Here is an 18,627-nt window from a genome sequence, read left to right as displayed (position 1 = left end):
ATTGGACGGAGACAGACCGGATATGTCGGTAAAAAAAATGAGCTCGTCAGAACGGGCCGATCCCCTTTGCGGCGGAGCGGACGCTCCGGCTTTACGTTTCGTTTCGAGGCCTGCGGACGGCAATGCGACCGTCGGAAGACTTCGCCGCCTGGCGCTGTTCGGCGGCGCTTTCCTTTCAGGCACCGCCCTTTCCGGGCTCGCGACCGCAGCGCTTGCGCAGCAGTCGGGCAATGCAGCCGTCCGCCTGTTTTCTTCGACGGAAGTCATCGTTTCATCGCTGGTGATGGGCGCGCTCGGTGCCGCCCTGTTTTCCGCCATCTGGCTGGTGCGTCAGCGCGGCAACATGGAAGCCGAAACGCAGGAAATGCGCAGCGCCCTTTCCGATGCGCAGCAGCGGATTTCCAAGTTTGAAGCCCTGATCGCCGACAAGAACCGCCGGATCGTCGTGTGGGAAAGCGGTTCCTCGAAGCCTGAATTCCTCGGCCAGCTGCCGGCGGAAACCGGCGCACCGCAGCAGGACCGCGAATTTCTCGCCTTTGGCCGTTGGATGCGCGGCAGCTCGGCCAGCGAACTGGAAAAGTCGGTCGAACTGCTGCGGGTCGAAGCCCGCTCCTTCGACATGGTCGTCGAGACCAACCGGGACGAGATCCTGGAAGTGCAGGGCCGTGTTTCAGGCGGCAAGGCCTTTGTCCGCTTCATCGCACTCAACAACCTGCGCGCCGAACTTGCCGAGCTCAAGATCGAGCGTGAGCGGCTGACGAGTTCGATCATGATGTTCCATTCGCTGCTCGACGCCATCGAGCATCCGGTCTGGCGCCGCGATTCGCAGGGCAGGCTCACCTGGGTGAACCATGCCTATGGCGATGCCGTGGAGGCTCCGACGCCCGCGCAGGCGCTCGAGGAGGGCCGCGAATTTCTGGGCTCTATCGCACGCGAAAAGATCAGGTCGGCGGTAACCTCCACCTCACCTTTCCATGACCGGATATCCACGGTCGTGCACGGAAACCGGACAATGTTCGACGTCGTCGACGTCGTCGCTCCAGGCGGTTCGGCCGGCCTGGCGGTCGACGTTTCGGAGGCGGAAGCCGTGCGCGAGGAACTGAAGCGGACGCTGAAGAGCCACGCCGAAACACTCGACCACCTGGCAACGCCCGTCGCCATCTTCGACGGCGAGCGGCGGCTGCAGTTCTATAATCAGGCTTTCGTGCAGCTCTGGGGGTTCACCCTGCCCTTCCTTGATTCCAGGCCGGACAATAGCGAGCTGCTCGACAAATTGCGCAGCGAAGGCAAGCTGCCGGAGCAGCTCAGCTGGCGGAGCTGGAAGGACGCGGCCTTGTCCGTCTATCAATCTCCCAACACCCAGACCGATCTCTGGCATCTGCCGAACGGCCAGACACTGCGCGTGATCGCCACCGCCCATCCGCAGGGCGGCGCCACCTGGGTGTTCGAGAACCTTACCGAACAGGTGGATCTCGAGACCCGTTACAACACGCTGGTCCAAGTCCAGGGCGAAACCATCGATCACCTGTCCGAAGGCGTCGCCGTTTTCGGGCCGGACGGACGCATCCGCCTGTCCAACCCCGCCTTCCGTGCGCTCTGGGGCATCACCGCCGAAGAATCCAAGCCGGGCACGCATATCAAGGCGATCGAGACGGCCTGCGCACCGTCCTACGACAAGCCGGACGGCTGGCGCCGCTTCGGCCAGATGCTGACCAATTTCGACGACGAGCGCCCCTCGCTGCAGGGCACGTTCGAACTCTATTCCGGCCTGATCCTCGATTATGCCGTGACGCCGCTGCCGAACGCCCAGACGATGCTCACCTTCGTCGACATGACGGCGAGCGCCAGGGCGGAACGGGCGCTCAAGGAAAAGAACGAGGCGCTGCAGAAGGCCGACGAGCTCAAGAACGATTTCGTCCAGCACGTCTCCTACGAACTGCGCTCGCCGCTGACAAACATCATCGGCTTCACCGATCTCCTGAAGACGCCGGGCATCGGGCCGCTGAACGAGCGGCAGTCGGAATATATCGATCATATCTCGACGTCATCGTCGGTTCTCCTGACGATCGTCAACGACATCCTCGATCTGGCGACCGTCGATGCCGGGATCATGCAGCTCAACTATTCCGAAATGGCGATCGACGACCTGCTCGACGACGTCGCGATGCAGATCGCCGACCGGCTGCACGAAAACGGCGTAACGCTGGCGATCACCGCCCCGGCCGGTCTCGGCACCATCGTCGCCGACCAGCAGCGGCTGAAGCAGATCCTCATCAAGCTGCTCACCAATGCCACCAACTTCGCGCCGGACGGCTCCGCCATCACGCTCAATTGCTGGCGCACCCATAGCGACGTGTTCTTCTCGGTAACAGACAAGGGTCCGGGCATTCCGGAAGATATCCTGAAGACTGTGTTCGACCGCTTCTCGGCCAATGCCAAGGGCGGCAAGCGCTCCGGCGCAGGCCTCGGCCTTTCGATCGTCGAGAGCTTCGTGACCCTGCATCATGGCGATGTGGCGATCGACAGCAAGCCCGGCCAGGGAACCACGGTTACGTGCCGCATTCCGAGCGGCACGACGGCGCGGTCCGTCGCCGCCGAATGAGTGGTGAGGCAACTCTTACCCTGACACTTGCCGACGAGGCCGAAACGATCCGCCTCGGCGAGGATTTTGCATTGGCGCTGAACAAGGGCGACTGGATTGCCCTTTCCGGCGATCTCGGAGCCGGCAAATCGACCTTCGCCCGGGCTTTTTTGCGCGCGCTGGCCGATGACGGCGAGCTCGAAGTGCCGAGCCCGACTTTCACGCTGGTCCAGAGCTACGAGTTGCGGATCCCGGTCTCGCATTTCGATCTCTATCGGCTGGGCGATTCCTCCGAGCTGGACGAGCTTGGTTTCGACGAGGCGCTTTCCAACGGCATCTGTCTGGTGGAATGGCCTGAGGTCGCCGACGACCTGCTGCCGCAGACCCGCATCCAGCTCCGGCTCGAACAGCACGGCAACGGCCGGACCGCAACGATCACCGCACCGGACGCGCAGATGCAGCGCATCCGCCGCGTGCTGGCGATCCGTGAATTCCTCGACAGCCATGGCTATCCCGGCGCCCGGCGGCGGTTCCTCACCGGCGACGCTTCGACACGCGCCTATGAGAGCGTGACGATCGCAACCGGCGAAACGCTGATTCTGATGGACTGGCCGCGCCCGGCGCAAGGCCCGCCGGTTCTCGACGGAAAACCCTATCCCAAGGTCGCGCATCTCGCCGAAGACCCCTACCCCTTCGTGGCGATCGACGAATATCTGCGCGGACTGGGACTGGCGGCACCGGAAGTGCTGCATGTGGATTACGACCAGGGCATCCTGCTGATCGAAAATCTCGGCGACGAAGGTGCCGTCGACGAAGACGGCAATCCCATCGCCGAGCGCTACCGGGAGAGCATCGTCTGCCTCGCCTTCCTGCACAGCCACGAGATGCGCCAGGACCTGCCGGTCGGCGACGGGCATATCCATCACATTCCCGATTTCGATCCGACGGCGATGAAGATGGAAGCCCGGCTTCTGATCGACTGGCACCTGCCCTGGAAGCGCGGCACGCCGGCGACCGACGAGGAACGGCAGGAATACCTGGAGATCTGGGACAACCTGGTCTGCGAGCTCGTCGGCGTCGAGAAGAACCTGCTGCTGCGCGATTTCCATTCGCCGAACATCATCTGGCGGCCCCATGAATCGGGCGTGCGCCGCGTCGGCCTGATCGATTTCCAGGATGCGATGATCGGCCCGACCGCCTATGACCTCGCCTCGATCGTCCAGGATGCGCGCGTCGACATCCCGAAGGTCCTCGCCGACCAGCTGATGCTGGATTACGTGACACTCCGCCGTGCGCTCGGGGCCTTCGACGAGCCCACGTTCCTGAAAGCCTGGGCGATCATGGCGGCGCAGCGCAATTGCAAACTTGCCGGTCTCTGGGTGCGGCTCTTGCAGCGGGACGGCAAGCCGGGCTATCTGAAGCACATGCCGCGGACGCTCCGCTATCTCGCGACGGCGCTTCAGCACGATGTGCTCAGCCCCTTGCGCGATTGGTGCCGTCGGGCTGGAATAGAACTGCCCGAATCATAAATACGGTTCCCGATGACCACTAAACCAGCCGCCATCAAGCAGGCCATGGTGCTTGCCGCAGGGCTCGGCACCCGTATGCGGCCGATCACCAACACGATGCCGAAGCCGCTGGTGCCGGTCGCCGGCAAGCCGATGATCGACTACGTGCTGGATTCCCTGAAAGAAGCCGGCGTCGAACGCGCCGTCGTCAACGTGCACCACTTCGCCGACCAGATGGAGGCGCATCTCGCGGCCTATAAAGGCCTCGAAATCCTCATCTCCGACGAGCGCGACGCGCTGATGAACAATGGCGGCGGGATCGTGAAGGGGCTGAAGCTTCTCGATCGCAGCACGATTTTCGTCATGAATGCCGACCTCTTCTGGATCGGCGAGACACCGGGCAAGCCGACCAACCTGCAGCGCCTGGCCGGATTCTTCGACCCCGAGCGCATGGATATGGCGATGCTCTGCGTCGATATCGACAACACGACCGGGCACAACGGCGTCAACGACTTCGGCATGGATGCGGATGGCCGGTTGAGGCGCTACCGGGACGATCCGGCCAACCCGGTCGTTTATGCCGGCGCCTTTGCGATGACCCCCTCCTTCCTCGACGACGCACCGTCCGATGCCTTCAATATTAATATCTATTTCGACAAGGCGATCGCCCGCGGCCGGCTCTATGGCACCATGCTCGACGGCCACTGGATCACCGTCGGCACGCCGGAAGCGCTGCCGGAAGCCGAAGCGGTGATCGCACGCTATCCGGTGGAGGCATGACCACGCTGTCCGGCAAGAAGCGGGTCTTCTCGATCGGAGCCGGAGCGCCCTTCCTCAAGACCCTGGCGGCGGCACTTTGCGACGGCCGGCTCAACGAGACTTTTCGTTACGATGCATCCGACCCGCTTTCGCTTGCCGACGTGACCATCTACGTGCCGACGCGGCGCTCGGCCCGCGTGCTGCGCTCGGAATTCGTCGACCTGCTCGGCGGCCGCTCGGCGATCCTGCCGGTCATCCGGCCGCTCGGCGAAACCGATGACGACAGCGGTTATTTCGACCTCGTGGCGCCCGAGGAGATGGACCTGGCGCTGCCGATCGGCGGCACCGCGCGGCTGCTCGAACTCGGCCGGCTGATCCTGGCCTGGCGCAACCAACTCCCGAAGATCGTGCTCGACGTGCATTCGGAATCGCCGCTCGTCGCGCCGGCGAGCCCTGCCGATGCCATCTGGCTCGCCCGGGCGCTCGCCGAGCTCATCGACGCGGTCGAAACCGAAGAGCGCGACTGGGCCGATCTCAAAAAACTCGATACCGGCGAACATGCGCTCTGGTGGCAGCTGACCGCCGAGTTCCTGTCGATCGCCAGCGCCTTCTGGCCGCTGCGGCTGGAAGAACTGCGCCGTTCTTCGCCGGCAAAACACCAGGCGTCGATCCTGCGCGGCGAGGCCCGGCGGATTTCCCTGAGAGACCATAAAGGCCCGGTGATCGTCGCGGGCTCGACCGGCTCGGTACCGGCCGCCGCCGACCTTATCGCGGCGATCTCCAGCCTTCCGAAGGGCACCGTCGTGCTGCCCGGCCTCGACCTCTCGATGCCGGCGGACCAGTGGGCGATGATCGGCGAAGAGGCTTTCGACGGCAAACCCGAACCCGCCAGCCGCAGCCATTCCCAATTCGGCCTGTCGCGGCTGCTCAAAAAACTCGGCGTGACGCGGGAAGACGTGGAAGTGCTCGGCGAGGTTCCCGACGATCTCGCCTTCCGCGCCGAAGCGCTGTCCCAGGCACTGGTGCCTGCCAAGGCGACCGACCGCTGGAATACTTGGCGGGATAATGCCGATCACGGACTCCTCGCCCAAGCCTTTGCCGACGTCTCGCTGATCGAAGCCTCGAACGAACGCGAGGAGGCCGTGGCGATCGCCATCGCACTCCGGCTGGCACTCGAACAGCCGGGCAAAAATGGCGGCGAGAGCCAGGCCGCACTGATCACGCCCGATCGTGCGCTCGCCCGGCGGGTGACCGCCGAGCTTTCCCGTTTCGGCCTTCTCGCCGACGACTCCGCCGGTTCGCCGCTGTCGGGCACGCCGCAGGGCACGCTGGCGCAGCTTCTGCTCGAAGCGACGCTGCGGCCCGGCGATCCGGTGGCGATCGTCGCGCTGATCAAGCATCCACTGATGCGGCTCGGCCTGCCGGCAGCAGAGTTGCGATCCGCCGTCGAAGCGCTCGAAATCCTGGCCCTGCGCGGCGGCCTCGGCGAGATGGACATTTCCGCGCTGGAACCGCTGCTGGAAATCCAACTCGCCGCGCAACTCGAAGACCGGCATACGCCTCACTGGCGGCTGTCGCTTCCGGCAGATGCGGCGGACAAGGCCCGCGACCTCGCCAGGCGGCTGGCGAAAGCGGTCGAACCGCTCGCCTCCGCCCTCGTCCGCCGGCGACCGGATGGACGCGGCCTTACGGCAAAACTCACGCTATCGGAATGGGCCGACCGCACCGGCCGCGCACTTGAGGCGATCTGCATCGACGAACGGCGAGACCTCGCGGCCCTCTGGTCCGGAGAAGCCGGCGAAAGGCTGGCGGGGCTGCTTTCCGAAGTCATCGAGACCGATGGGCAAATGGAGGCGGACGGTCCGCAATGGATCGACATCGTCATGGCGCTGACAACAGGCGAGGCGGTAAAGCCCCGTTCGCTCAGCCATCCGCGTATCTTCATTTTTGGTACGCTGGAAGCCCGGCTGCAGAGCGTCGATACGATGATCCTCGGCGGGCTCAACGAAGGCTCGTGGCCGGGGCAGACGGTCAACAACCCGTTCCTGTCCCGCACGATGAAGACCGACATGGGGCTGGAACCGCCGGAACGGCGGATCGGCCAGCTAGCCCATGACTTCGAAATGGCCTGCGGCACGCGGCATCTGATCCTGTCGCGCTCGATGCGGCAGGGATCAACGCCGACCGTCGCCTCGCGCTGGCTCCAAAGGCTGCTGGCGCTCGGCGGAAAACAGTTCGCCGACGACCTCAAGGCACGCGGCAATCAATATCGGGAATGGGCGTCGGTGATCGATGCCGGCGAGAACCAGCAGGTTGCCAAACGCCCGGCTCCGAAGCCGCCGGCGGATCTGCAGCCGGTGAAATATTCCTTCAGCGAGGTGGGGCGCCTGCGCCGCGACCCCTATTCGATCTATGCCCGCCGCATTCTGAAGCTCGATCCGCTCGATCCGTTCAACCGCGATCCCGGCGCCTCGGAGCGCGGCACGCTCTATCACGCGATCATCGATCGCTATACCCGCGAAGGCCACAAGCCCGGCACGCCTGCGGCAAAAGAGGCGATGCGCCGGATTACCGAGGAACTGTTCGACGCGGAGCTGCTGCCGCCGCATATCGACCGCGTCTGGCGGCCGCGTTTTGTTGAAGTCGCCCGCGCCTTCCTGGACTGGGAAGTCGAGCGGGCACCGGATATCCGCAAAACGATGACGGAAGTCGGGGCCGGCTGGGAGCTGGAGCCCGCCGGCATCCGCGTCACCGGCATTGCCGACCGGATCGACATCAAGGGATCTGGGCTTGCGGACATCGTTGACTACAAGACGGGCCTCAGTCCCTCTGTGTCCCAGGCCCGGGCGCTGCTCGATCCCCAGCTTGGCCTTGAGGCAGCGGCGCTTCGAGCTGGAGCTTTCAGGGATGCGGGTCCGCTGACGCCGGACAATCTGCTCTATGTCCGGCTTCGGCCCGGCGACCGGTTCCGGGAAGACAAGGTCAACAACGAAGGCTCGAGCGCGACGGCCAAGCGGCAGCCGAAATCGGCGATCGATCTGGCCGAGGAATCGCTCGAACAGCTGACCCGGTTCGTGATCACGCTGCGCAATGGCGAAGCCGGCTTCGCATCGCGGCTCGTGCCGATGGCGCAGAATGATTTCGGCGGCGAATACGACCATCTCGCCCGCGTGGCCGAATGGTCGACGGCCGACGACGAGGAGGCGGAAGCCGATGAATGACCTGGCTCCCGAGGGCGACGATCCGATCAAGTGGATCGACTGGACGACGGTGCAGCAATCGCTCGCCTCCGATCCCGTCAGTTCCGCCTGGGTTTCTGCCAATGCCGGCTCCGGCAAGACGCATGTGCTGACCCAGCGAGTGATCCGGCTGCTGCTCGCCGGCTGCCGGCCCTCATCCATCCTCTGCCTCACCTATACCAAGGCTGCGGCATCGGAAATGTCGAACCGCGTCTTTCAGCGGCTTTCGGAATGGACGGTGCTTTCCGATGACGAACTGCGCAAGAGGATCGCCGGCATCGAAGGTGCCGAGCCGGATTCCCTCAAGCTCGCGGAGGCGCGAAGGCTGTTCGCCAAGGCGCTGGAGACGCCGGGCGGGCTGAAGATCCAGACCATCCACGCCTTCTGCGAAGCGCTGCTGCACCAGTTTCCGCTCGAAGCCAATGTCGCCGGCCATTTTTCCGTGCTCGACGACCGCGCCGCCTCGGCCCTGCTTGCCGACGCACGGCGTTCCCTCCTGACGGCAACCTCTGCGGAAGAAGACCCGGTGCTCGCCGAAGCCTTCGCGCATGTGCTGGATCTCGGGGACGAATTCGGGCTCGAAACGCTGCTCGGCGATATCATCGCCAAGCGCACCGCGATCCGTCGCTTCATTGCCCATGCGGAACGGCACGGCGGCATCGGCGTAGAACTCAAGCACGCCTTGGGGCTCGGCCCGGCCGATACGGAAGACAGTATCGCCGCCGGCTACTGGCCCCTGCCCGGGCTTTCCGGCCTGACGCTCGATCTCTATCTGGCGCTCGCCGACCAGAAGGGCGGGCAGAAGGTCACGGACGTGGCCTATGGTCTCCGTCTTGTCGCCAAGGAGCCGGATGTCCTGAAGCGCGCCCAGCATCTCGACCAGATCTTCCTCACCCGCGAGGGCAAGCCGAAGGCCGACAGTTCGCTGATCGCCAAGGCAATGACGACGACCGCGCCGGAACTGGCCGATGCGGTGGCAACCGCTCGCGCCCATGTCGTCACTTGTCGCGACCGGCTGCGGCTGGTCAGGATGTTCCTCGCCACCAAAGCGGCGCTGACGCTGGCGCAGCGCCTCAACGACGACTACGAGGACCTGAAGAAACAGCGCAGCCTGCTCGATTTCGAGGACCTGATCGCCCGGACCGCCGATCTTCTGACCCGCGACGGCGTCGGTGCCTGGGTGCATTACAAGCTCGACCAGGGCATCGACCACATTCTCGTCGACGAGGCGCAGGATACCAGCCCGATCCAGTGGACCGTGATCAAGTCGCTGGCCGAAGATTTCTATTCCGGTGCCAGCGCCCGCGAGACCCGCCGCACCATCTTTGCCGTCGGCGACGAAAAACAGTCGATCTATTCCTTCCAGGGTGCCCGGCCGGAACGGTTTGCGGAAGAACGCAGCGAGACGGAGAAGCGGGTGCGGGCCAGCGACCAGGCCTTTCACTCGGTACGGCTGCCGCTCTCCTTCCGCTCCACGGCCGATGTGCTGGCCGCCGTCGACCAGGTGTTTTCGCTCGAGGAAAACTTTCGGGGCCTCAGCGCGCTGGGCGAGCCGGTGCAGCACCGATCCAACCGGATCGGCCATCCGGGCGCGGTCGATCTCTGGGATGTCGTGGTGCCGGAAGTCTCCGAACAGGAGGAGGACTGGACCGCGCCGTTCGATTCGACGCCCGACAAGGCGCCGTCTGCCATTCTCGCCGGACGGATCGCCAACCGGATCGAGGAGATGATCGGCAAGGAAACGATCATCGAGAAGGGCGTCGAGCGGCCGATCGAGGCCGGCGATATCCTCGTTCTGGTGAGAAAACGCGACGCCTTCGTCAATGCGCTGACCCGGGCGCTGAAGCGCCGCGACAACATTCCCGTCGCCGGTGCCGACCGGCTGCGGCTGACGAGCCATATCGCCGTGCAGGATCTTCTGGCGCTTGGCCGTTTCCTGCTGTTGCCGCAGGACGACCTTTCGCTGGCGGCCCTTCTCAAGAGCCCGCTTTTCAATCTTTCCGAAGAGGACGTCTTCGAAGTCGCGGCGCTGCGGGCGGAGAACGCCAGCGCCTGGGCGCAGCTCAACCGTCTGAGCGAAGAACTACCGCTCCGGTTCCGCGATGCGGCCGACCGACTCCAGCACCTGCTTGCCCTTTCGCGGCAGCTCAGCCCGCATGATCTGTTTGCGCGGATTCTCGGGGCGCAGGGCGGGCGGCGGAAATTCCTTGGCCGGCTCGGCACCGAGGCCGGCGATATTCTCGACGAGTTCCTGACCTTCGCGCTCGACCACGAGACCAGCGGATTGCCCGGCCTGCAGGCGTTCATCTCAACGCTGGAGATCGAATCGCCCGAGGTGAAGCGCGAGCAAGACGGCGGCCGCAATGAGGTGCGGATCATGACCGTACACGCTTCCAAGGGGCTGGAGGCGCCGGTCGTGTTCCTCGTCGACAGCGGGTCGAAGGCGTTCATCTCCTCGCATGTGCCGAAATTCCGGCTGCTGCGGATCGGCGGCGAAGATGTACCGGCCTGGGTGCCGGGCAAGATGCTGACCAATACGATGACATCAGCCGATGACGACCGGATCAGGACCTCGACGGAAGAAGAATATCGCCGGCTGCTCTATGTCGGCATGACGCGGGCCGCGGACCGGCTGATCGTCTGCGGTTATCGCGGCAAGATCGACAATCCCGACACCTGGCAGTCGATGATTTCCAAGGCGCTTGCCGCTGACGAGCATCATTGCAGCCCGGCGGAGTTCCATGGATCCGAGGGCCAATGGGGCGGCTTCAAGTGGCGGCTTCCGGCAGCTCCCGGACAAGCGCCGAAGGCGGTGCACAAGGAGGCGGCAGCGGCCGACAAACGGCCGCTTCCCACGGCTCTCTCCCGCCCCCTGCCGGCCCAGAAAATCCTGCCGCGGCCGCTCAGCCCTTCTGGCGCCGGCACGATGATCGATGACGACGCGGACGATCTGATCGTCACCTCGCCGCTGTTTGCCACCGAGCAGAAAGACAGCGCGGGGCTGGCGCTGCAGAAGGGCAAACTGGTCCATCGCATGCTGCAGATGCTGACGGATTTCCCCGAGGCCGAACGCGCCTCCGCCGCGCGGCGGTATGCGGACCGCACCGCCCGTTTCTGGCCGGCCGCGGAGCGTGAAAAACTCGTCACCAGCGTCATGTCGGTGCTTTCGCATGCCGAACTCCGGCCGGTCTTTTCGCAGCGCAGCCAGTCGGAAGTCTCGATCATGGGGACGCTCTCGTTGGAAGGACGCGACTATGCGATTTCCGGCCGCATCGACCGGCTGGTGGTAACCGAAGAGCGGGTGATCATCCTCGACTACAAGACCAATCGCGTGCCGCCGAAGACCGCGGAAGACGTGCCGCTCTCGCATCGCGCCCAGCTCGCGATCTATCGCGAGATCCTGAAACCGCTTTATCCGGCGAAGGATTTCGAATGCGTGCTGGTCTATACCGAGTCGGCGCAAGTCATGTCGCTGCCATCCGACCTGCTGTCACGCTCGCTTGCGGAACTCAAAACAAAGTGAGATAGCGGCCATTGAAAACTTTGAGCGGGAAGCTCACATTTAATGCCAACAGAGAATCGTGAAGGAGTGCCCTATGGCTACCGTAAAAGTCGATAACAGCAACTTCCAGACCGAAGTCCTCGATTCCGCTCAGCCGGTCGTCGTGGATTTCTGGGCTGAATGGTGCGGCCCTTGCAAAATGATCGGTCCGAGCCTCGAAGAAATTTCGAACGAGCTCGCCGGCAAGGTGAAGGTCGTCAAGCTGAACATCGACGAAAATCCTGAGCTGGCTGCCCAGTTCGGCGTGCGTTCGATCCCGACGCTTGCCATGTTCAAGGGTGGCGAAGTCGCCGACATCAAGGTTGGCGCCGCTCCGAAGACTGCCCTTTCGGCCTGGATTTCCAGCGCCGCCTAACTTCCAGTCGCATGCCCGCATAAAAAAGCCCGGCTGTTCCCTGCAGCCGGGCTTTTTCTATATCTTCCGGGACCTTGTGCTCAGGTCGGCGGGGTGCCGTTGTCGGCAAGCACATTGCCGGCGAAATAAAGCGAACCGCCGATCAGGATGCGCGGCGGCGGAGCGCCCGGTACCTGGCGGCGGGTGATTTCCTGCAGAGCCTCGGCCGCGGAGCCGGCGGGTTCGGCCACCAGGCCGGCATCAAAGGCGGCATGGGCGAGGACCACCGGATCAAGCCCCGATTCGCTGTCGCGGATGCGCACCGTGAAGACATGTTCGGCGATATCCGCAAAGGCGCGGAAATAACCGATCGGGTCCTTGGTGTTGATCATGCCGGCGATGATATAGAGCGGGCGGGCCTGGCGTTCCTCGAAGGCTGCCATCGCCTCGGCGATCACCTCGCCGGCGCCGGGATTGTGCCCGCCATCCAGCCAGATTTCCGAGCCTTCCGGCGCGTATTGCAGCAATTTTCCCTCGGTCAGCCTCTGGAGGCGGGCCGGCCATTCGACCGTCGCCATCGCCTTTTCCATCATCGCCTCGGTAACCGTAAAGCCGGCCGCCTTGACGGCGCGGATGGCGGCAGCGGCATTGGCGTATTGATGGCGGCCCGGTAGACGCGGCAGGGCTAAATCGGCAAGGCCGAACTCGTCCTGGTAGATCAGCCGGCCGAATTCCTCGTGGGCGGAAAATTCCTGGCCGTAAACGGCGGTCGGACAGCCGAGCCGCTCGGCGGTCGAGACCAGCACGTCGCGGGCCGCTTCGAATTCCTGATGACCGATGACGACGGGCCGGCCGCGCTTCATGATCCCCGCCTTCTCGGCGGCAATCAGTTCGACCCGATCGCCGAGATAGGCCTGGTGATCGAGCGAGATCGGCATGATGACCGAAACGGCCGGATCGGAGATGACGTTGGTGGCATCGAAACGGCCGCCGAGGCCGACTTCGAGGATCACCGCGTCGCCCGGCTGTTCGGAGAACAGGAGGAAGGTAGCGGCCGTCAGGATTTCAAAGACGGTGATCATCTGGCCATTATTGGCCGCCGCGATGCGCCGCAGGGCATCCGCCAGCATCTCGTCGCTGACGATCCGGCTGCGGCCGCCCTTGACGCCAATCCGATAACGTTCGTGCCAGTGGACGAGATGCGGCGAGGTATGGACATGCGTCGCATAACCGCCCGCCTCGAGCAGGGCGCGGCAGAAGGCGGTCACGGAGCCCTTGCCGTTGGTACCGGCCACATGGATGACACGCGGCAGTTTCCTGTGGGGATTGCCGAGCATTTCGAGCAGGCGGGTGATCCTGTCGAGCGAAAGATCGAAACCCTTCGGATGAAGGGTCATCAGTCGTTCGATTTCCCGCTCCGCCTCGCTCACAACGGGCTCGTTCATGGTCGTCATCCCGCCGCTCCGGCTCTCGATGCTCTCTTTCGGTCAGGCGCTGAGCGCGATAGGCGCCGGAAGCGCTTCCTGGACAGGCTGCTTTGTCAGCATCTTCAGGATCTTGGCCAGCGTCGACGGAATGTCGTGGCGCTTCACGACCATATCGACCATGCCGTGCTCCAGCAGATATTCCGAGGTCTGGAAACCTTCAGGCAGCTTTTCGCGCAGCGTCTGCTCGATCACCCGCTTGCCGGCAAAGCCGATTTCGGCGCCCGGTTCGGCGATATGGATGTCGCCCAGCATGGCGTAGGAGGCCGTGACGCCGCCAGTCGTCGGGTTGGTGAGGACGACGATATAAGGCAGGCCCGCTTCCTTCAGCATATCGACCGCGACCGTGGTGCGCGGAAGCTGCATCAGCGAAAGGATGCCTTCCTGCATGCGGGCGCCGCCGGAGGCCGGGAAGATCACCAGCGGGCATTTTTCCGTGAGAGCCCGTTCGCAGGCCCGGACGATCGCCTCTCCGGCTGCCATTCCGAGCGAACCGCCGATGAAATTGAATTCATGGACGACGGCCACGAGCTTCAGGCCCTGGACTTCGCCGAGGCCGGCAAGAATCGTGTCTTCCTGCTCGGTCTTGATACGGCTGTCTTTCAGGCGATCGGCATAACGCTTCGAATCGCGGAATTTCAGCGGATCCTGGGCGACCTTCGGCTGCGGCAGCGCCTCGAAGAGGCCACCGTCGAAAAGATCGACAAGGCGGGCCTTGGCGGGCATCTTCATGTGGAACCCGGAAGCGGGAATGACCCACTTGTTTTCTTCCAGGTCCTTATGAAAGACCATTTCCCCGGTTTCCGGGCACTTGATCCAGAGATTTTCCGGAACGTCCCGGTTGGGACGACCGAGCATGGAGTTGATGCGCGGCCGGACGTAATTGGTGATCCAGTTCACTTGGCGTACTCCCGATTAACTCAAGCCTAATGTGGGAAACTATTCGGCGGCAACAAGGCGGGCAGCGCGCACGCCGGTTGCAAGGCCCCGAACGAGCGTTGCGACCGCAGCAACGGTATCCGGACCGGCCTTGCCATCCTTGGTGAGGCTGCCGGCGATCTGGCTGACGATTGCCGAACCGACAACGACGCCATCCGCCGCAGCGCCGATTGCCTTGGCGTGATCCGCAGTCTTGACGCCGAAACCGACGCAGACCGGCAGTGCCGTGTGGCCCTTGATGCGGTTGACCGCGCCGGACACCAGCGACGGATCGGGCAGCGCCGAGCCGGTAATGCCGTTCATCGAGACGTAATAGACGAAGCCGGAGGTATTCTTGAGAACGGCCGGCAGACGCTTGTCGTCGGTGGTCGGGGTTGCGAGGCGGATGAAGTTGACGCCCTTTGCAAGCGCCGGGATGCAGAGTTCGTCATCCATTTCCGGCGGCAGGTCGACGACGATCAGACCGTCGATGCCGGAGGCGATCGCGTCATCGAGGAAGCGCTCGACGCCGTAGACATAGATCGGGTTGTAATAGCCCATCATGACGATCGGCGTCTCGGCGTCGCTTTCGCGGAACCTGCGTGCAAGCTCCAGCGTCTTTGCAAGCGTCTGGCCGCCTTTCAGGGCGCGCTGGCCGGCCATCTGGATCGCCGGGCCGTCGGCCATCGGATCGGAGAACGGCATGCCGAGCTCGATGATATCGGCGCCGGCGCCGGGCAGCGCCTTCATGATGCCGAGCGAGGTCTCGAAGTCCGGATCGCCGCCCATGAAATAGGTGATCAGGGCGGGGCGGCCTTCTGCCTTGAGGGCCGCGAAACGATTGTCCATGCGTATCGTCATATCACACTTCCATTCCGAGAATCTTGGCGACGGTGAAGATATCCTTGTCTCCACGGCCCGACAGATTCATCAGGATGATTTCGTCCTTGCCCATTTTCGGGGCGCGCTTGATCACTTCGGCGAGCGCATGGCTCGGCTCCAGCGCCGGGATGATGCCTTCGAGACGGGTCAGCACCTGGAATGCGTCGAGCGCTTCCTGGTCCATGATCGGCACGTATTCGGCACGGCCGATCGAATGCAGCCAGCTGTGCTCCGGACCGATACCGGGATAATCGAGACCGGCCGAGACCGAATGGCCTTCGAGGATCTGACCGTCGCCGTCCTGCAAGAGATAGGTACGGTTGCCATGCAGCACGCCCGGCGATCCCGCGGTGATCGAGGCGCAATGATCGACACCCTGGAGGCCGCGGCCGCCCGCTTCGACGCCGACGATCTTGACGCTCTGATCATCGAGGAAAGGATGGAAGATGCCGATCGCATTCGAACCGCCGCCAACGGCCGCGATGACCACGTCGGGCAGCTTGCCTTCGGCTTCCAGCAGCTGTGCACGGGCTTCGGTGCCGATGACCGACTGGAAGTCGCGGACCATTTCCGGATAGGGATGCGGACCGGCAGCGGTGCCGATCAGGTAATAGGTGTCATCGACATTGGTGACCCAGTCGCGCAGCGCCTCGTTCATGGCGTCCTTCAGCGTGCCGTTCCCGGCGGTCACCGGAATGACTTCGGCGCCGAGGAGCTTCATACGGAAAACGTTCGGTGCCTGGCGCTCGACATCGGTGGCGCCCATGTAGACGACGCAGGGGAAACCGAAACGGGCGGCAACGGTCGCGGACGCCACGCCGTGCTGGCCGGCACCGGTCTCGGCGATGATGCGGGTCTTGCCCATGCGCTTGGCGAGCAGGATCTGGCCGATGCAGTTATTGATCTTGTGCGAACCGGTGTGGTTCAGCTCTTCGCGCTTGAAATAGATCTTGGCGCCGCCGAGATGTTCGGTCAGGCGCTCGGCGAAATAGAGCGGGCTCGGGCGGCCGATATAATGGGCGCCGAGATCAGCCAGTTCCGCCTGGAAGGCAGGATCGTTCTTCGCCTTTTCCCATTCGCCCTGGAGATCCAGGATCAGCGGCATCAGCGTTTCGGCGACGAAGCGCCCGCCGAAAATACCGAAACGGCCATCCTCGTCGGGGCCGGCACGGAACGAATTGGGTTTTGGCGTCTCGTTCACTCTCTACTCCCTCACGCGCCTTTCCGACCCGCATCTGCGACGGCATCGAAAAAGGCATCGATCATTCCAAGGTCCTTGATGCCTGGCGCGCTTTCCACGCCAGACGATAGGTCGATACCGCTTGCCCGCGTCGATTTGAGGGCAATGACGGCATTATCCTTGTTCAATCCTCCCGAAAGCATGTAATCCACGCCCTCGTCAAGGGAAGCCATCAGGCTCCAGTCAAAGGAAACGCCGTTGCCGCCCGGCAATTCGGATCCGGCAGGCGCTTTGGCATCGAAAAGAAAGCGGTCGGCAACGCCGATATAGGGATCGATCCGGTCAAGATCGGCGGCTTCCTTCACCGAAAAGGCCTTCATGACCGGCAGGCCGTAAAGCGCCTTCAGGTGCAGGATCCGTTCCGGGCCCTCGTTGCCATGCAGCTGCAGGATATCCGGCCGCACCATCGAGACGATGTCGTCGAGTTCCTCGTCGTCGGCATTGACGGTCACCGCGACGATCTTCACCCGTCCGCGGACGCGATCGGCGAGATCGCCGGCAAGGTCGGGTTCGACGTTGCGCGGGCTCTTGGCAAAAAAGATGAAACCGATATGCGAGGCGCCCCGCGCCACGGCGCGATCGACTGCCTCGGGGGTCTTCAACCCGCAGATCTTGATATCAGGTTTCATGACGTGCGGATTGACATGAAATTCCGACGGAGTCGAGGCAAATCATAGCGGGCCGAGTGCGGCCTTGTTCTCGGGTCCAGCCTGCAGATGACGAAGGACACAATACGCCCTTGGCGATCTCGGTCATTTTGTCGGGTCGAACCCGAGGATCGGCCGGGACACGTCGTGTGCCTCGAATTTAGATTTTAATAGTGACACGCGACGTGTCCCGTTCGGTGTGTTTTTCCGCGCAACTCCGGTCCCTCTGCGGCGATATGGAATTTAACTCCGTGGAAATGAGCACGGATGCCATACCGGGTTGTGTGCGACACACGCACGCCCCGCCTTGAGGCGAGAGGGGGACCATTTTCTGCGCAGCCCCTGGCAACCCGCTTGCATAACGGCGGTTCGCCAGATCACCGGTCCCATCTCGCCGGTTATGCGGACCGGTGTAGCCGAAACGGGACGCGGGGAGTGTAGGCATGGGTTTGAGGGGCGGGGATGAGAAGGGTGTTAAGTGGTTGATGCCGCTGATGAGGCGGTGCGGAATATGCGCCTTGAGATCGGTCTGCGAGTGGATCCTCGGGTCAGGCCCGAGGATGACGGAGGAGAGGCTGGCGGGCTGATCAAGGAGAGGACTGGGGGCAAGAGCGACAGATCACGGAAGAACAGGCAGGACATACAACGTCGTCATCCACGGGCCTGACCCGAGGATCCCTCTGCCTCCGCGTCACTCGAAGTCGATCGCGTGCAGCTGCGAGCCGTGCTGTTTCAGCCATTTTCGCGCTTCTTCCATGCGCGGGCAGAGCTCTCTGCACAGGGCCCAGAATTTCGGGCCGTGGTTCATCTCCTTCAGATGCGCCACCTCATGGGCGGCGAGATAGTCTATGATCAGAGGCGGGGCCATGACGATGCGCCAAGAAAAACTGAGATTTCCATCCCAGGAGCAGGATCCCCAGCGACTGCGGGTGTCCTTCATGGAGACCGACTTGATCGGCTTTCGGATGGCGGCTGCGTGGCGGGCGACCAGCACTTCGAGATCCTTGCGCGCTTCCTTCTTGAAAAAGGCGGAGAGCCGGCGACCCATGTGGTCCTCGAGGCCGCTGACCCTCAATACCGGTTCGCCATCGATCAGCACCGCCTCGGTGAGGCCGCGCAGCGTGCCGGTATGTTCGATCCGGTGAGGCACGCCGCGAAAGGCGATGCGGCCACCGGCGCGAATCGCATTGTCCGCAGAGAATTTCGCCAGCTTGGTCAACAGCCAGCCCTGATGGCGGTCGAGGAAATCATCGATCTCGCGCTTCAGCAGGCCCGCCGGCACGGTGAGATTCAGCGCGCGGCCGCCGGGTTCGATCCGGAGCGTGATGCGGGTGGCACGGCGGTTTTCCCTGATCGTCAGCGGCATCGCCCGATCGCCGACATCAAGGGTCCGCTTCACCGTTTCGAGCGGTTTCGATTTGGAACGGACTGGCTTTTTCAGAAGCGCGAACATGGATCCTTTCTAGCCGATTC

The 18,627-nt window shown here is 63.6% G+C and carries 12 protein-coding genes; 6 read left to right on the top strand and 6 right to left on the bottom strand.

Going from position 1 to position 18,627, the window contains the following annotated elements; genetic code table 11:
* Window positions 1–22 precede the first annotated feature (22 nt).
* The 6 genes from GQ59_RS24640 to trxA all read left to right on the top strand — a co-directional run bounded on the left by GQ59_RS24640 (window position 23) and on the right by trxA (window position 12,004).
* Window positions 23–2,602 (top strand): PAS domain-containing sensor histidine kinase, encoded by a 2,580-nt coding sequence (locus GQ59_RS24640; protein WP_432762607.1) that lies wholly within the window; start codon window positions 23–25, stop codon window positions 2,600–2,602.
* On the top strand, window positions 2,599–4,110 hold the full coding sequence (tsaE, locus tag GQ59_RS24635; RefSeq protein ID WP_037086369.1) for a tRNA (adenosine(37)-N6)-threonylcarbamoyltransferase complex ATPase subunit type 1 TsaE: 1,512 nt from the start codon (window positions 2,599–2,601) through the stop codon (window positions 4,108–4,110). The genes GQ59_RS24640 and tsaE overlap by 4 nt, the downstream gene beginning before the upstream one ends.
* A 12-nt stretch (window positions 4,111–4,122) precedes the next feature.
* Entirely contained in the window at window positions 4,123–4,869 is a 747-nt protein-coding gene (locus GQ59_RS24630; RefSeq protein WP_037086320.1) for a nucleotidyltransferase family protein, read from the top strand.
* Window positions 4,866–8,069, top strand: coding sequence for a double-strand break repair protein AddB (gene addB / locus GQ59_RS24625; RefSeq protein ID WP_037086319.1), 3,204 nt, complete (start codon window positions 4,866–4,868; stop codon window positions 8,067–8,069). The genes GQ59_RS24630 and addB overlap by 4 nt, the downstream gene beginning before the upstream one ends.
* Entirely contained in the window at window positions 8,062–11,610 is a 3,549-nt protein-coding gene (addA, locus tag GQ59_RS24620; RefSeq protein WP_037086317.1) for a double-strand break repair helicase AddA, read from the top strand. The genes addB and addA overlap by 8 nt, the downstream gene beginning before the upstream one ends.
* A gap of 73 nt (window positions 11,611–11,683) precedes the next feature.
* Window positions 11,684–12,004 carry a thioredoxin gene (gene trxA / locus GQ59_RS24615; protein WP_007770439.1) on the top strand — a complete coding sequence of 107 codons (321 nt, stop codon included), beginning with the start codon at window positions 11,684–11,686 and terminating at the stop codon, window positions 12,002–12,004.
* Between the two features lie 80 nt (window positions 12,005–12,084).
* Here trxA and GQ59_RS24610 read toward each other — a convergent pair whose 3' ends face one another.
* The 6 genes from GQ59_RS24610 to GQ59_RS24585 all read right to left on the bottom strand — a co-directional run bounded on the left by GQ59_RS24610 (window position 12,085) and on the right by GQ59_RS24585 (window position 18,607).
* Complete coding sequence (locus GQ59_RS24610) at window positions 12,085–13,437, bottom strand: bifunctional folylpolyglutamate synthase/dihydrofolate synthase (RefSeq protein WP_037086316.1); 1,353 nt, start codon at window positions 13,435–13,437, stop codon at window positions 12,085–12,087.
* A gap of 33 nt (window positions 13,438–13,470) precedes the next feature.
* Window positions 13,471–14,367 (bottom strand): acetyl-CoA carboxylase, carboxyltransferase subunit beta, encoded by an 897-nt coding sequence (gene accD, locus GQ59_RS24605; RefSeq protein ID WP_037086314.1) that lies wholly within the window; start codon window positions 14,365–14,367, stop codon window positions 13,471–13,473.
* A gap of 39 nt (window positions 14,368–14,406) precedes the next feature.
* A complete protein-coding gene (trpA, locus tag GQ59_RS24600) occupies window positions 14,407–15,246 on the bottom strand; it encodes a tryptophan synthase subunit alpha (RefSeq protein ID WP_037086312.1) in 840 nt (279 codons plus the stop codon).
* Window position 15,247: 1 nt separating this feature from the next.
* On the bottom strand, window positions 15,248–16,468 hold the full coding sequence (gene trpB / locus GQ59_RS24595) for a tryptophan synthase subunit beta (RefSeq protein WP_037086311.1): 1,221 nt from the start codon (window positions 16,466–16,468) through the stop codon (window positions 15,248–15,250).
* 11 nt (window positions 16,469–16,479) lie between these two features.
* A complete protein-coding gene (locus GQ59_RS24590; protein WP_037086309.1) occupies window positions 16,480–17,136 on the bottom strand; it encodes a phosphoribosylanthranilate isomerase in 657 nt (218 codons plus the stop codon).
* Window positions 17,137–17,845: 709 nt separating this feature from the next.
* Window positions 17,846–18,607 (bottom strand): M48 family metallopeptidase, encoded by a 762-nt coding sequence (locus GQ59_RS24585; RefSeq protein WP_037086307.1) that lies wholly within the window; start codon window positions 18,605–18,607, stop codon window positions 17,846–17,848.
* Window positions 18,608–18,627: the final 20 nt, after the last annotated feature.

Origin of the sequence: Neorhizobium vignae (genome assembly GCF_000732195.1) — a bacterium.
Taxonomy (GTDB): domain Bacteria; phylum Pseudomonadota; class Alphaproteobacteria; order Rhizobiales; family Rhizobiaceae; genus Neorhizobium; species Neorhizobium vignae.
This window is presented reverse-complemented; position numbering and strand designations above follow the sequence as displayed.

Bases quoted from the DNA above. Each gene is read 5' to 3' on its own strand.
- trpA (WP_037086312.1), bottom strand. From the start codon at position 15,246: ATGACGATACGCATGGACAATCGTTTCGCGGCCCTCAAGGCAGAAGGC.
- GQ59_RS24590 (WP_037086309.1), bottom strand. From the start codon at position 17,136: ATGAAACCTGATATCAAGATCTGCGGGTTGAAGACCCCCGAGGCAGTC.
- addA (WP_037086317.1), top strand. From the start codon at position 8,062: ATGAATGACCTGGCTCCCGAGGGCGACGATCCGATCAAGTGGATCGAC.
- addB (WP_037086319.1), top strand. From the start codon at position 4,866: ATGACCACGCTGTCCGGCAAGAAGCGGGTCTTCTCGATCGGAGCCGGA.
- GQ59_RS24640 (WP_432762607.1), top strand. From the start codon at position 23: ATGTCGGTAAAAAAAATGAGCTCGTCAGAACGGGCCGATCCCCTTTGC.
- tsaE (WP_037086369.1), top strand. From the start codon at position 2,599: ATGAGTGGTGAGGCAACTCTTACCCTGACACTTGCCGACGAGGCCGAA.
- GQ59_RS24610 (WP_037086316.1), bottom strand. From the start codon at position 13,437: ATGACGACCATGAACGAGCCCGTTGTGAGCGAGGCGGAGCGGGAAATC.
- GQ59_RS24585 (WP_037086307.1), bottom strand. From the start codon at position 18,607: ATGTTCGCGCTTCTGAAAAAGCCAGTCCGTTCCAAATCGAAACCGCTC.
- trxA (WP_007770439.1), top strand. From the start codon at position 11,684: ATGGCTACCGTAAAAGTCGATAACAGCAACTTCCAGACCGAAGTCCTC.
- GQ59_RS24630 (WP_037086320.1), top strand. From the start codon at position 4,123: ATGACCACTAAACCAGCCGCCATCAAGCAGGCCATGGTGCTTGCCGCA.